At 65.8% G+C, this 13,154-nt stretch carries 10 protein-coding genes; 4 read left to right on the top strand and 6 right to left on the bottom strand.

What is annotated here, in order from left to right:
- Window positions 1-10 precede the first annotated feature (10 nt).
- The 4 genes from N440_RS12955 to N440_RS12940 all read right to left on the bottom strand — a co-directional run bounded on the left by N440_RS12955 (window position 11) and on the right by N440_RS12940 (window position 4,425).
- On the bottom strand, window positions 11-655 hold the full coding sequence (locus N440_RS12955; RefSeq protein WP_133935326.1) for a M23 family metallopeptidase: 645 nt from the start codon (window positions 653-655) through the stop codon (window positions 11-13).
- A gap of 4 nt (window positions 656-659) precedes the next feature.
- Entirely contained in the window at window positions 660-1,616 is a 957-nt protein-coding gene (locus tag N440_RS12950; RefSeq protein WP_133935325.1) for a L,D-transpeptidase family protein, read from the bottom strand.
- Window positions 1,617-1,706: 90 nt separating this feature from the next.
- The gene (locus N440_RS12945) at window positions 1,707-3,089 is read right to left on the bottom strand and encodes a hypothetical protein (protein WP_133935324.1); all 1,383 of its coding nucleotides are present in this window, start codon (window positions 3,087-3,089) and stop codon (window positions 1,707-1,709) included.
- Window positions 3,076-4,425, bottom strand: coding sequence for an AAA family ATPase (locus tag N440_RS12940; RefSeq protein ID WP_133935323.1), 1,350 nt, complete (start codon window positions 4,423-4,425; stop codon window positions 3,076-3,078). Before N440_RS12940 ends, N440_RS12945 begins: the two co-directional genes overlap by 14 nt.
- A gap of 218 nt (window positions 4,426-4,643) precedes the next feature.
- Between N440_RS12940 and N440_RS12935 the strand changes: the two genes are divergently transcribed.
- Entirely contained in the window at window positions 4,644-6,767 is a 2,124-nt protein-coding gene (locus N440_RS12935; RefSeq protein ID WP_133935322.1) for a methyl-accepting chemotaxis protein, read from the top strand.
- A 69-nt stretch (window positions 6,768-6,836) separates the two neighbouring features.
- Here N440_RS12935 and N440_RS12930 read toward each other — a convergent pair whose 3' ends face one another.
- Window positions 6,837-7,340, bottom strand: a complete 504-nt coding sequence (locus tag N440_RS12930; RefSeq protein WP_133935321.1) for a hypothetical protein — start codon at window positions 7,338-7,340, stop codon at window positions 6,837-6,839.
- Window positions 7,341-7,448: 108 nt separating this feature from the next.
- Here N440_RS12930 and N440_RS12925 point away from each other — a divergent pair, with 108 nt between their 5' ends.
- From N440_RS12925 to N440_RS12915, 3 genes are all read left to right on the top strand, one after another.
- Window positions 7,449-8,171, top strand: coding sequence for an AraC family transcriptional regulator (locus tag N440_RS12925; RefSeq protein ID WP_006463165.1), 723 nt, complete (start codon window positions 7,449-7,451; stop codon window positions 8,169-8,171).
- A gap of 82 nt (window positions 8,172-8,253) precedes the next feature.
- A complete protein-coding gene (locus N440_RS12920; protein WP_133935320.1) occupies window positions 8,254-9,621 on the top strand; it encodes an amino acid permease in 1,368 nt (455 codons plus the stop codon).
- Between the two features lie 103 nt (window positions 9,622-9,724).
- The gene (locus tag N440_RS12915) at window positions 9,725-10,135 is read left to right on the top strand and encodes a VOC family protein (protein WP_133935319.1); all 411 of its coding nucleotides are present in this window, start codon (window positions 9,725-9,727) and stop codon (window positions 10,133-10,135) included.
- A gap of 92 nt (window positions 10,136-10,227) precedes the next feature.
- Here N440_RS12915 and gcvP read toward each other — a convergent pair whose 3' ends face one another.
- Complete coding sequence (gcvP, locus tag N440_RS12910) at window positions 10,228-13,095, bottom strand: aminomethyl-transferring glycine dehydrogenase (protein WP_133935318.1); 2,868 nt, start codon at window positions 13,093-13,095, stop codon at window positions 10,228-10,230.
- Window positions 13,096-13,154 lie beyond the last annotated feature (59 nt).

The raw sequence follows: 13,154 nt of genomic DNA, 5'->3' as shown, positions 1-13,154 counted from the left end.
GGCAGACGCGCTAGCCTCCCGCCCGCAGCAGCGGGTATGGATTGATCGACTCGCCTTTCCACCATTGCCTCTCCGGGCCCAGCACATGCACCTCGAAATGCAGGTGTGGGGCCTCGGCGCTGGCATTGCCGGTGCTGCCGACGTAGCCGATCACTTCCCCGCGCTTGATCACCTTCTTTTCCGCCAGCCCATCGGCATAGCGTTGCAGGTGGGCGTAGTAGTAGCACCAGCGTCCGCTGGGTTCGAACTGGTAGATCGTCAGGCCGCCGCGCTTGCTGTCGAACAGCTTCTCCACGGTGCCATCAGCCACGGCCAGCACCGGCGTACCGGCGTCGGCCATGATGTCGATGGCATCGTGCACGCGACCCTCGCTGCGCGCATCGGTGAAGGTGTCGCGCAGCTGAGAGGGCAGTACGCCCTGCACCGGCAGCAGCAGACCGGTTGGCGTGCCGCTCGCGCTGGCCGACGGTGCCACCGATGCGGAAGGCGCTGCATCCACCTGCGGAGCTGCTGGCGCCTTCACCGGCGTTGCAGCCACTGTGGGGTGCGGGGCAGGCTGGGCAACGGCCACCGGCTGAGCCACATCCCGACGCAGCCACCAGCCTGCACCCAGGCCCAGCAGAACGCCCAGTACGATCAGCTGCGAAAGGCGCATCGCTTCACTCCTGCATCACCACGGGCACCGAGGTATCCACTGCATCGGCCACGCGTAGCGCATCCCAGTTGGTCATGCGCACGCAGCCATGCGATTCGGTCTTGCCGACATGGCCGGGTTCGGGCGTGCCGTGCAGACCGTAATGCGGCTTGGACAGGTCGATCCAGACCCGGCCCACGGGATTGTTCGGGCCCGGCGGCAGCGTGGCCTTCTTCTCGCCCTTGCGTGCATCCCAGAACAGCTTCGGGTTGTAGTGGAACGGCGGGTCGCGGTAGACGCCGAGGATCTTCCACTCGCCGATCGGCAACGGGTCGTGCTGGCTGCCGGATGACACCGGCACCTGCGCGATCACTTTGCCTTGCGCATCCAGCAATTGCAGGGTGGAGTCGGATTTGTCGACCACGATCTTCGCGGCCTTCGGCAATGCGGCCGGTGCGATGTTGGGGACCTGGATGCGGCTGCCCGCCTTGGCCAGATCGACGCCCGGATTGAGCACCTTCAGCAGCTCAGGGGAGGCGTGGAAGCGCTCGCCGAGGGCTTCGGCCACGCTGCCGTAGCCCAGCGATTTCAACTTGGCCTGTGCGGCCGGTCCTTTGGGAATCGTCTGGAACGGGCCGGCGACATCCTCTGCGGTCAGGGTGTAACTGGCCAGCGGCCCAATCGTATCGGCCTGCAGCGCTTTCCAGGTGGCGTCATCCAGCTCACCCGTCACGGTCAGCCCGCGCGCTGCCTGGAAGCCGGATACCGCCCGGCGCTGGTTGCTGCCCACTTCACCATCGATCTGGCCAGGGGAGAAATTCGCGCGATCCAGCAACACCTGGGCGTGCAGAGCGGAGCGCGGCGCGATATCCGGCCCGGCCCTTTCGGCGATGGGGGCGGGCAGGCCGGGAGGTGCGACCTGCGCAAAGGCAGCAGGCGCCAGCAGGGTGAGGGACAGCACAGCGACGCGGGCTGAAAGCATGGACGGCTCCAAGGGAATGCCTGTCCACCATGCCAGCGGAGCACGAGCAGCCCGCGTGAAAAACCTGACCCGCACCTGAGCCGTATGCCTTCACGCAGCCCTGGCAACTCCGTGCGTGCGGTTGGCGCGCATGGCGAAGGCATGCCGCTCACCATAGCGCCTGATCACGTCCAGCAGAGGAAGGGTCACCACCGCCAGCGGTGGGTTCCAGGCAGGCGAGCTGCGGATGTCAATCCGCTGCGCTTCGCCTCCGGGGAGCCAGAACTCCAGGGTGATCGTTGGCGATACCTGCTCCCGTGCAGCAAGGTGACGGTGCAGCAGAAGTCCATACAACTCGATGTTGTCCAGGTCCTTCTGGGCCTTCTCGTTCAGGGCGGGCGCCTCCCCGTCTTCTTCGCTGCGGCTGCGCTGGTGCCAGCCGGGTGCGATGGGGTAGTACTTGAAATCGACCACGGCGTACGCGGAGCCGCGTTGCAGCAACAGGTCGGGACGGCGGCAGATTCCGTTATGGGCGAACATTGAACGCCGCCGCTGATCCCAGGTGTCGCGGTGCTCGATGGCCATGGGGTGGGACGGGAGATGAGTACTGTCACAGGTAACGATGGAAGCGCCGTGCGTGTCGCCGGCCTGTTGCAGGGCATCATGCAGGCACATGGATTCCCAGACAGGCCAGAAATCCCGCATGCCCCAGACCTGGCCCTGCTGCACACTACCTGCGAGTGCGGGATGAAGGTAGCGTTCCAGTGCCGCGTACAGCGCAAGGAACTCAGTGCTGCGCAGCGTTGCCTGCCTGTAACACGTTCTCAGGAGTTGCTGGAGTCGCCGCTGCAGCAGCTCCTGTGCCCATGCATCACCTTCATGCAGTGAGTCGCCCTGGCGCAGATGACGATGGCGGAAGTCCGTTGCGCGCTGTACGGCATCCATGGTGAAGCGTCCCCAGATGATGCCGGGATCGATCTGCAGCAGGTTGCGATAGAAGTCGTCGGCGAGGAAGAAGTACAGGCCGACGATGTCGGCGGTCCCGCGTTCGCATACGCTCCGCCGGGTGGGGAGCTTCGGGAAGAAAGGGGCATCGTCGTCGCTGAACAATGCATGGTGAAGCTGGCGGTCAGCGTACTTCAGATTGCCATCCTGCCGCCGTGCCATCTGCGAGCGAAGCGACAGCAATCGCAATGGATTGGACCGGTTGAACAGTGAGTCGATGGCATAGGCGTCGACGAACGAAGCGGGGGCCGCTGCAAGTCCCCGTCCGAGCGTATCTGCCTCAACGCCATCCTGCTGTGGTGCATGCCCGGGACGTGATTGGACATTCCTGAAGGCAGCGAAAGCCAGGTAGAGCATACGGAATGCGTCGCGGGGTGTGGTGCAGGTTGGCATGCCGTGTGGCACGCGCAGCTCGGTGCGTCCATCTTCCACGAACAGGCCCACGGCATTGGACCCGGCCGCGACGACGCTGACGTCATGCAGCTGCATGCAGCTCTTCCGAAACAGTGAAGCTGCGGATGAATTCATCGCGCCGGGCAGCAAACTGTCCGAAGGTCCTCAGTGATTCCGGGGGAATGCGCAGCCATTCTGCGAGCGGGGATTTGTCCCTCTCGAAGACGTTGTCCCACAGGTAGAGGAATAGCTTCCCCTCGATATCACTGGCGGCGATATGGTAGGTAATGGGGTGGACTTCCTGTGTCACGGCAAGCGCTTCGACGAAATCTTCGATGAGCATCCCGTCCTTGGTCTTCTGGAAGTTTATCTTTGACTTGTAGTAGGGAGATGAGCCGCTGATGGCAAAGGCAATGGCCTTCAATTTGCGCTTGCCGGACTCGTCAAAGCCCGAGAGCGTGTCGATTGCCTTCAGGGTCTCGGCATTGCAGGACTCGCGGAGCTCGCAGAACGCATCGTCGAACCACTGGCTGTAGTCCGCGCCCTGCTTGCTCTTCGCAGCCCCTGGGGCAAGCCTTTGCAGTTCGGCAATCGATGCAGCGTGCGTCTGTTCCAGCGTCGCAGGCGGTGTCGTCGCAGCGACGGCCCGCGCCTTGATGAACCAGGGGCCGATCAGTTTGTCGTCGAGATTCGGCGAAGCGCATTTGTCGATGATCATCGCGTTGAGCGCATCGACCAGCGTTTTCCACGTGACCGATGGATGCCCTTCGATGATCGCATTCGCCTGCGCAGCAGGAACCGCATTGAACTCGGCTGGACTGAACTCGAAATTCCAGCGGCGCTTGAATGCGGAATCCATGAAGAAGATCGACTCGTCGCCGGTGTTCATGGTCCCGATCAGGTAGAGATTGGCCGGAAGCCTTAGCATGCGCTCATCTTCGATACGTCCGATCAGCGCGGAGGAATCCTTGGCATCGCGATCTGCAAGCTCGCCGATCTCATGGGTCAGTGCCTTCACCGTCAGTCTCGAGGCACAGACGGAATAGCTGGATTGTCCGTCATCGTCACGGTCCAGCAGCTGGAAAATGTCGCCGAAGATTTCCGCGCAGTTGCCGCGGTTGATCTCGTCAATGAGCAGGACAACGTTGCGAGGGGGCGAACCGGCCGTGGGATGCTCTGAACGGTGGAGGGCAAGTGCCAGCGCACGGATGAACGGACCGGCGTGCACTTCGTAATGGACCTTGTTGCCCTCGGACAATGGCAACAGGCGGGAGACGAAATCCCCGTAGCCAAACTCGGCGTGGAACGTCACGGGGATGACCTCGCTCGCGTCGATGCCGAGCATCGGAGTCTTCTCATGCCGGGCCTTGTAACTCTTGCTGGTTCCCGGTGGGCCGAAAATGATCAACTGGTGGGGGAAATCCTGGCGCATCAGATGTATCCATTCATCTCCAAGGGTCGATTCGATTCTAAGGGCGCCCGCTGCAGGCAGGCACCCTTGGCAGCGAGGGGGATAACTTTAGGGTTGATTGCGCCAGCAGTTGCCGCCATCACCTCTCTGAACCGCACCCGGACGGACGCGGCAGCCCCCCATCAAGGCGCATCGGGCTGCTGCCGATACGGGCGCATCCCCCCGTTTTGGATGTACCGATGAACTACTTGAGGAATGTCAGGGTTGCCTGGCGTCTTGGGCTGGGCTTTGGCCTGTTGTTGCTGCTGGTTGCCGCCGTGGTGGCCACCGGCGCCACCGCCAGCGTCGTGCAGAAGCGCGCGATGCAGCAGGTGGTCGATGTCAGCGTGGCCAAGGTGCGCCTGCTGTCGCAGATGCTCGATGCCAACAACCAGATGATGGTGGTGCGCCGCGAGATGCTGATCCGCCAGGGCGACGACCGTGGCCACGACGAACAGCGCATCGCCGATCTGGTCAAACGCTACGAGGCCAGCTGGAGCGCGTACCAGGCGTTGCCCAGTGATGCCGCGGGCAAGGCCATTGCTGAAACCATTGCAGCCAAGCGCGCCATCGCCCGCCCGCTCAACAAGCAGACCAGCGAGTTGATGGAGCAGGGGGACTATCCCGGCGCCGTGGCGCTGACCCTGGGGCCGGTGCAGGAAGCGGCCAACGGCTGGAACAAGGCGCTGTCCGACGGTGTGGACTTCGAAGAGAAGGAAAGCCGCAGCGCCGCCGCCGAGGCGATCCGCCTGGGTGAGCGCAGCCTGCTGCAGCTGCTGGTACTCGGCGGCGTTGCATTGCTGGTTGGCATCGCTGCCTCGGTGATGATCGGCCGCAGCCTGACCGGTCCGCTGGCGCGCGCAGTGAACCTGGCCGAGCGCCTGGCCAAGGGCGAGCTGGATCAGGAATTCCGGCTTGGCGGTCGTGACGAATTGACCCAGCTGGGCCAGGCCATGGCCAGTGTGCGGCAGAGCGTGCAGGCCGCGATCGGCGCACAGCTGCAGATGGCCGAGCAGCACGAGGCGGGCGCGATCCGCTATCGCATGGATGCCAGCGCGTTCCCGGGTGATTTCGGACGCATGGTGCAGGCCACCAACAGCCTGGTCGAATCCCACGTGCAGGTGGAATTGCTGATGGCCGAGGTGATGCAGCGCTACGCCATCGGCGACCTCAGCCGTGACCTGCCGGACTACCCGGGCGAGAAGGGCGCGCTGACCCGCACCCTGGCTGCGGTGAAGCAGAGCCTGATGGCGATCAACGCGCAGATCGATGAGCTGGCCCGTGCCGCGCGCGCTGGCGACTTCAGCATGCGCGGCGATGCCGCTGCGTTCCAGTACCAGTTCAAGGCAATGGTCGAGCACCTCAACGGCATGATGGCCAGTTCGCAGGCCAGCATCGCCGATGTCTCCGACGTGCTGCGCGCGATCTCGCACGGCGACCTGACCGCACGTATGGACGGCGAGTACGACGGCGTATTCGCCCGCATGCGCGACGATGCCAACACCACCACCGCGCAGCTGACCGGCATCGTGCGTGGCATCCAGGTGGCTGCCGACAGCATCAACAACGCCGCGCAGGAACTGGCCGCCGGCAACAACGACCTGTCGCGCCGCACAGAGCAGCAGGCGGCCAACCTGGAAGAGGCCGCTGCATCGATGGAGGAACTGACGTCCACCGTGCGCCAGAATGCCGAGCTGGCCCGCCAGGCCGACAGCGAAGCACACGCGGCCGGTGCCGCGGTGCGTGAGACCGAGCAGGCGATGGCGCAGATGGCCTCGGTGATGGGTGAGATCGACCAGTCCTCGGCACGCATTTCCGAGATCTCCACGGTGATCGACGGCATCGCGTTCCAGACCAACATCCTCGCGCTGAACGCTGCAGTCGAAGCCGCCCGCGCAGGTGAGCAGGGCCGTGGTTTTGCCGTGGTCGCCAGCGAAGTGCGCACGCTCGCACAGCGTGCTGGTGTCGCCGCCAAGGAGATCAAGGAACTGATCGAGGACGCCGCTGCCAAGGTGAAGAGTGGCCTGGCCGTGACCGTTGAATCCGAAGCCGCGATCGCCCGCGTGGCCCAGGCCAGTTCGCGCACCACGCAGTTGATGAGCGACATTGCCGCGGCAAGCAAGGAGCAGGCAGCCGGCATCGAGCAGGTCAACCAGGTGGTGGTGCAGATGGATCAGGTAACCCAGCAGAACGCCGCGCTGGTGGAAGAAGCCACCGCTGCCAGCCGTGCGCTGGAAGAGCAGGCACATGCGCTGACCACCTCGGTGTCGGTGTTCAAGGTGGAAGGCGCAGCAGCTTCCGTCGTGCCGCGTCGCGCGGCCTGAGCAGGTCACGTCCGTTGAAAATGTGCGGCCGCAGAGTACTGCGGCCGCGTTTCAGCGGATGGCTCGCGATCAGCCACTGGCGCGGGCGCGCGCGGCCTTCTTCGCCGCCGCCTTGCGCACACTCTTCTTCGCGGCACGGGTCTTGGCTGCCTTCTTCGCGGCAGCACTACGTGAAGCGGCGGTGCTCGCCTTCGTGGCCGGCGTCTTCTTTGCCGTCGCCTTGCGAGCCGGTGCTTTCTTTGTGGCGGACTTTTTCGTGGCCGTTCCGGCGGTCGTCTTCCTGGCGGCGGTCTTCTTCGCAGGCGCTTTCTTCGCCGCGGTCTTGCGGGTAGCCGTCTTCCTGGCTGCCGACGTCGTGGCCGATTTCTTTGCCGGTGCCTTGCTGGCAGTCTTCGTGGCACTCTTGCGCCCACTGCCGCTGCGCTTGCCACCCCCATCCTGCTTGTTCACCGTGGCCCAGGCAATGCGCTCGGCGGTGCCTTCGCTGGCGCCACGTGCGCGCTCGCTGTCCTCGATGTGCTCGGCCTGGCGCTTCTGCTTCTCGGTATAGGCGGTCTTGTCACCACGGGGCATGGCAGGGTCTCCGGTGGGGGCTGGCCCCCACGGTGGCCCTGGCGGCGTTAAGCGCAAGTCCCGCAAGGGTGATCGCACCGGCAAGGCCGCCTCGGCTATGCTTGCCGCATGCGAGTCGAGCCCGCCGACATCGAAGCCCTGTTCGACGCCATTCCGGATGTGCTGTTCTTCATCAAGGACCGCCAGGGGCGTTACACCCACGTCAACCAGACCATGCTGCGGCGGCTGGGCCTGCGCGCGCGCAAGGATGTGATCGGGCGCACCGCGGCCGAGATCTACCCGACCGGGCTCAGCGCGGACTACGTCGACCAGGACGCCCGCGTGCTGTCCGGCGAGGTGATCGAGAACCTGATGGAGCTGCACCTGTTCGCCAACCGCGAGCCGGGCTGGTGCCTGACCTGCAAGCGCCCGCTGCTGGTCGATGGGGCCATCGAGGGCCTGATCGGCATTTCCCGCGACCTTGGCCAGAAGGACAGCCTCGGCACCCAGTACGAGCAGCTGCGGCTGGCCCTGGCGCATCTCAACGCGCACTACGCCGAGAACGTGCGCATGCAGACCCTGCTGGATATCACCGGTTTCTCGCTGTCCAAGCTGGAGCGCAGCTTCCGCAAGGTGTTCCAGATGACCCCGCAGCAGGTGCTGACCCGGCTGCGGATCCAGATGGCCATGCACCTGCTGCATGGCGACGACAGCATCGCCTGCATCGGCCAGGCCTGCGGTTTCAGCGACCAGAGTGCGTTCACCCGCAAATTCAAGGCTGAAACCGGTTTCTCACCGCGTGCCTATCGGGCCCGAATCGGTGGCAACGTCGGCGAGCCGGCCCTGGCCTGAGACGCCTGCTGCGCTGTGCCTATCCCCACGGGCATGGGACAGGGTAAGGTGTCGCCCCTGTAGCCCGCCGCCAGCCCCGCCGATGCCCAATTCGATTCCGACCGCTTCGCCGTCCCGCCTCGGACATTCGCTCAAGCCCCGCCAGCTGATCATGATGGGCCTGGGCAGCGCCATCGGCGCCGGATTGTTCCTCGGCTCGGGCGTGGGTGTGCAGGCGGCCGGTCCGGCGGTGCTGGTGTCCTACCTGGTGGCCGGCGCGCTGGTGATCATCGTGATGAACGCGCTGGGCGAGATGGCGGCGGCCAAACCGACCAGCGGTGCGTTCTCGGTGTACGCCGCCGACGCCATGGGCGCCACGGCCGGCGCCACCGTCGGCTGGCTGTGGTGGGTGCAGCTGGTGATCGTGATCGCCGCCGAGGCGGTAGGTGCGGCTGGCCTGCTGGCCACGGTCTGGCCATCGATACCGGTACCGATGGCGGCGCTGGCGTTCATGCTGTTCTTCACCGCGATCAACCTGCTCGGGGTGAAGAACTTCGGCGAGTTCGAGTTCTGGTTCGCGATCCTCAAGGTGGTGGCGATCCTGGCGTTCATCGCCATCGGCGTGGCGCTGCTGATGGGCTGGCTGCCACAGGTGAACTCGCCGGGCCTGAGCAATTTCACCGAACACGGCGGCTTTGCGCCGAAGGGCCTGGCCGGTATCGGTGCGGCGCTGCTGGTGGTGGTGTTCGCCTTCGGCGGCACCGAGATCGTGGCCGTTGCGGCCGCTGAGACCGAAGACCCCGAGCGCAGCATCGCCCGTGCCATCCGCACCGTGGCCTGGCGCATCCTGGTGTTCTACATCGGCTCGCTGAGCGTGATCATCGCGGTGGTGCCGTGGACCAGCGAAGCGCTGAAGTCGCCGTTCGCCGCGGTGCTGGACATCGCCCGTATTCCGGGTGCGGGCACCGCCATCACCCTGATCGCGGTGATTGCGCTGCTGTCGGCGCTCAATGCCAACCTCTACGGTGCCTCGCGCATGATGTATTCGCTGGCGCAGCGCCGCGAAGCCCCGGCCGTGCTCGGCTGGACCGATCCGCGCCAGGTGCCGGTGGTCGCCGTGCTGGCCAGCGTGCTGTTCGGTTTCGCCGCCACGGTGATGGAACTGCTGTTCCCGGACCGGGTACTGCCGGTGCTGCTGAACATCGTCGGTTCCACCTGCCTGCTGGTGTGGACGCTGTCGCTGGTCTCGCAGCTGGTGCTGCGTCGGCGCGCGGATCGCCTGGGCACGCGCCTGCCGTTCCGTATGGCCGGTTTCCCATGGCTGACCTGCTGCGCGCTGGCGATCCTGGCGCTGATCTTCGGCCTGCTGCTGAGCGAATCGCATACCCGCCTGCAGTTCCTGTCGATGGTGGCACTGACCGCCACCATCGCCGCTGGCAGCGCCATTGCGCGGCGGATGCGCGAGGCGTGATGGAAGCTGCCGGCCAGCGGCCGGCACTACCACGGGGGCTGCACATCCGGCGTGCGATGCTGGTCGCGTGGGCCGTCACGGGCCCGTCGAACAGGAGTTCCGCATGCTGCGCAGCCGTCCGTTCCTGATGTTCACCGGCCAGGCCGAAGCCGCCCTGGCCCTGTATGCCGAAGCCTTTGCCGATTTCCGGTTGCTGGCCCTGCAGCGCCACCCGGAGGGACCCGGTGCCGGGGTGCCCGGGCAGGTTCGCCAGGCCATCTTCCTGCTCGGCGGCACCCACTACCTGTGTTTTGACAGCCTGGACGTACACGACTTCACCTTCTCGCCCTCGATTTCGCTGTTCGTCGAGTGTGCCGGCGCCGAGCAGTTCGAGCGCGCGGCGCGCGTGCTGGGCGAGGGCGGCCATTGGCTGATGCCGGTGGGTGACTACGATTTCAGCAACCGCTATGGCTGGGTGCAGGACCGCTTCGGCGTGTCCTGGCAGCTGAGCCTGGGGCAGATGCCGGACCCGTGACCGGATCTTTGTGGGTGTGGACCTGGGTCCACACGCCCTTATGAAAACGGCCCGCTTGCGCGGGCCGTTTTCATTTCCGATGGATCGAAGGCTTAGGCCTCGACTTCATCGTCCTTGTAGGCATCGACCGGGATGCAGGCACACATCACGTTCTTGTCGCCGTACACGTTGTCGACGCGCGCCACCGGCGGCCAGTACTTGCTCTGCTTCAGGCTGGCCAGCGGGAAGGCGGCCAGTTCGCGCGGGTAGGCGTGGGTCCACTCGCTGGCGGTCACTGCGGTGGCCGTGTGCGGTGCGTTCTTCAGCGGGTTGTCCTCGCGGTCCAGGCGGCCGTCTTCGATCGCGCTGATTTCCTCGCGGATCTGGATCATCGCGTTGATGAAGCGATCCAGTTCGTGCAGCGATTCGCTCTCGGTCGGTTCGACCATCAGCGTGCCGGCCACCGGGAAGCTCAGGGTCGGGGCGTGGAAGCCGAAGTCGATCAGGCGCTTGGCCACGTCCTCGGCACCGATGCCGCTGGTCTTTTCCAGCGGACGCACGTCGAGGATGCACTCGTGCGCCACCAGGCCGTTGCGGCCGGTGTACAGGGTCTTGAAGTGCGGGGCCAGGCGCTTGGCGATGTAGTTGGCGTTGAGCTGTGCGACCTGGGTGGCCTTGCGCAGGCCTTCGCTGCCCATCATCGCGATGTACATCCAGCTGATCGGCAGGATCGAGGCGCTGCCGAAGCTGGCCGCACTGACCATGCCGACCGGGCCGTGGTCACCCAGCTTGCCCGGCAGGAACGGGGCCAGGTGCTCCTTGACCGCGCACGGGCCGACGCCCGGGCCGCCACCGCCGTGCGGGATGCAGAAGGTCTTGTGCAGGTTCAGGTGCGAAACGTCCGAACCCCACTTGCCCGGCTTGGCCACGCCGACCAGTGCGTTCATGTTGGCACCGTCGGTGTACACCTGGCCGCCGTGCTGGTGGATGATCTCGCAGATCTCCACCACCTCTTCCTCGAACACGCCGTGCGTGGACGGGTAGGTCATCATGATCGCGGCCAGGCGGTCGCTGTACTTCTCGGCATTGAGGCGGATGTCCTCGACATCGACGTTGCCGTTGGCGTCGGTCTTGGTCACCACCACCTTCATGCCGCACATCTGCGCCGACGCCGGGTTGGTGCCATGCGCCGAGTCCGGAATCAGGCAGATATCGCGATGACCTTCGCCGCGCGAGCGGTGGTAGGCACGGATCGCCAGCAGGCCGGCGTACTCGCCCTGCGCGCCGGAGTTCGGCTGCAGGCTGACCGCGTCGTAGCCGGTGCACTCCACCAGCATCGCTTCCAGCGTGTCGATCAGTTCCTTGTAGCCCAGCGCCTGGTCGGCCGGCACCAGCGGATGGATCTGCGAGAACTCCGGCCAGGTCACCGGGATCATCTCGGCGGTGGCGTTGAGCTTCATCGTGCACGAGCCCAGCGGGATCATCGTGCGGTCCATCGCCAGGTCCTTGTCGGCCAGCGAACGCAGGTAGCGCAGCAGTTCGTGCTCGCTGTGATGGGTGTTGAACACCGGGTGGGTCAGGAATGCGGACTGGCGCTGCAGGCCGGCCGGGAGCGCATCGGCGGTGCTGGCATCCAGTGCGTCGATGTCGGCCTGCGCACCGAACACGGCGGCCAGCGCCACCACATCGGCACGGGTGGCGGTCTCGTCCAGACTGATGCCGACCGAGTCGCTGTCGATCGCGCGCAGGTTGTAACCGGCGGCGCGGGCCTTGGCGTGGATCTCATCGGCATGCACGCCGGTGACATGCAGGGTGTCGAAGAAGTCGCCACCGACCTGCACGCCGGCCGTGCGCAGCGCCGCGGCCAGGATCGAGGCCAGGCGGTGGGTACGGCGGGCGATGCGGGTCAGGCCGTCCGGGCCGTGGTAGACGGCGTACATCGACGCCATCACCGCCAGCAGCACCTGCGCGGTGCAGATGTTGGAGGTGGCCTTCTCGCGGCGGATGTGCTGCTCGCGGGTCTGCAGGGTCAGGCGGTAGGCCGGGTTGCCCTGCGCATCCACCGACACGCCGATCAGGCGGCCCGGCATCGAACGCTTGTAGGCGTCACGGCAGGCCATGAACGCGGCGTGCGGGCCGCCGAAGCCGAACGGCACGCCGAAACGCTGGCTGTTGCCGACTACGATGTCCGCGCCCCATTCGCCGGGGGCGGCCAGCAGGGTCAGTGCCAGCAGGTCGGTGGCCACGGCCACCAGGCCGCCGCGCGCGTGCACGGCTTCGACCAGCGCCTTGTAGTCGCCGACCTGGCCGAAGGTGTCCGGGTACTGCAGCAGCAGGCCGAAGGCTTCCGCTTCCAGCGCTTCGGCCGGGGTGCCGACGCGCAGCACGATGCCCATGGGCTCGGCGCGGGTACGCAGCAGTTCCAGCGTCTGCGGGTGCACGGCGTCGTGCACGAAGAAGGTGTCCGACTTCGACTTGGCCGAGCGCTTGGCCAGGGTCATCGCTTCGGCGGCGGCGGTGGCTTCGTCCAGCAGCGAGGCGTTGGCGATTTCCATGCCGGTCAGGTCGGCGCACAGGGTCTGGAAGTTGATCAGCGCTTCCATGCGGCCCTGCGAGATTTCCGCCTGGTACGGGGTGTAGGCGGTGTACCAGGCCGGGTTTTCCAGGATGTTGCGCAGGATCACGTTCGGCGTGTGGGTACCGTAGTAGCCCTGGCCGATGAAGCTGCGCAGCACGGTGTTCTTGTCAGCGATCGCACGGATCTTCGCCAGTGCCTGCACTTCGGTCATCGATTCCGGCAGTGCCAGCGGTGCGGGCGACTTGATCTTGGCCGGCACGATGGCATCGGTCATCGCATCCAGCGACGCGTGGCCGACGACGTCGAGCATCTGCGCGATCTCGGCATCGTTGGGGCCGATGTGGCGCTCGACGAACGCGGAATGGTGCTCGAGCTCACGCAGGGAAGGGGTGTTCTGGGACATGGCGAAGGATCCGTCAGGAAAGGGCACACGCACGGGCACAAGCCGCCGGTCGGCGGTCT

This window comes from Stenotrophomonas sp. CC22-02 (assembly GCF_004365115.1).
GTDB classification, from domain to species: Bacteria; Pseudomonadota; Gammaproteobacteria; order Xanthomonadales; family Xanthomonadaceae; genus Stenotrophomonas; species Stenotrophomonas forensis.
Note: the sequence above shows the minus strand (reverse complement) of the source record. Positions and strands in the feature narration are given on the sequence as shown.

Coding starts and splice junctions, on each gene's coding strand:
- N440_RS12955 (WP_133935326.1), bottom strand. CDS start 655: ATGCGCCTTTCGCAGCTGATCGTACTGGGCGTTCTGCTGGGCCTGGGT.
- N440_RS12950 (WP_133935325.1), bottom strand. CDS start 1,616: ATGCTTTCAGCCCGCGTCGCTGTGCTGTCCCTCACCCTGCTGGCGCCT.
- N440_RS12945 (WP_133935324.1), bottom strand. CDS start 3,089: ATGCAGCTGCATGACGTCAGCGTCGTCGCGGCCGGGTCCAATGCCGTG.
- N440_RS12940 (WP_133935323.1), bottom strand. CDS start 4,425: ATGCGCCAGGATTTCCCCCACCAGTTGATCATTTTCGGCCCACCGGGA.
- N440_RS12935 (WP_133935322.1), top strand. CDS start 4,644: ATGAACTACTTGAGGAATGTCAGGGTTGCCTGGCGTCTTGGGCTGGGC.
- N440_RS12930 (WP_133935321.1), bottom strand. CDS start 7,340: ATGCCCCGTGGTGACAAGACCGCCTATACCGAGAAGCAGAAGCGCCAG.
- N440_RS12925 (WP_006463165.1), top strand. CDS start 7,449: ATGCGAGTCGAGCCCGCCGACATCGAAGCCCTGTTCGACGCCATTCCG.
- N440_RS12920 (WP_133935320.1), top strand. CDS start 8,254: ATGCCCAATTCGATTCCGACCGCTTCGCCGTCCCGCCTCGGACATTCG.
- N440_RS12915 (WP_133935319.1), top strand. CDS start 9,725: ATGCTGCGCAGCCGTCCGTTCCTGATGTTCACCGGCCAGGCCGAAGCC.
- gcvP (WP_133935318.1), bottom strand. CDS start 13,095: ATGTCCCAGAACACCCCTTCCCTGCGTGAGCTCGAGCACCATTCCGCG.